This window comes from Mesorhizobium sp. M7A.F.Ca.MR.148.00.0.0 (genome assembly GCF_003997735.1).
Taxonomy (GTDB): Bacteria; Pseudomonadota; Alphaproteobacteria; order Rhizobiales; family Rhizobiaceae; genus Mesorhizobium.
In genome coordinates, this window is record NZ_RZTB01000622.1 from 1 (window position 1) to 255 (window position 255).

General features: G+C 63.9%; 1 protein-coding gene. It reads right to left on the reverse strand.

Features of this window, described 5'->3' with window-relative positions; translation table 11 throughout:
* A partial coding sequence (locus tag EOB49_RS35565) for a UxaA family hydrolase (RefSeq protein ID WP_164782016.1) occupies positions 1-255 on the reverse strand: 255 nt, incomplete at both ends.

Sequence of the window (255 nt, forward strand, 5' to 3'; positions counted from 1 at the left end):
ATTGCGTGCGCTTCAGCAGGTCGTAAGCGGGACCCTTGGTGTCGATGCCGCAGCCAGTGCCGTGGACGAGTGCGATGATGCCGTCGATATTGGGATAGTCGCGCAGGATGCCAGACCGGTTGACCTCGTCGGTGATGAACCGGGCGACGCTGGCAGAGCAATTCACTGACGTCAGGACGGCGATGAAGTTGCGCGTGCCGACCTTGCCGCTCGGCCGGCGGTAACCCATGAAGGTGGCCCGCTCGGCCTCGGCAA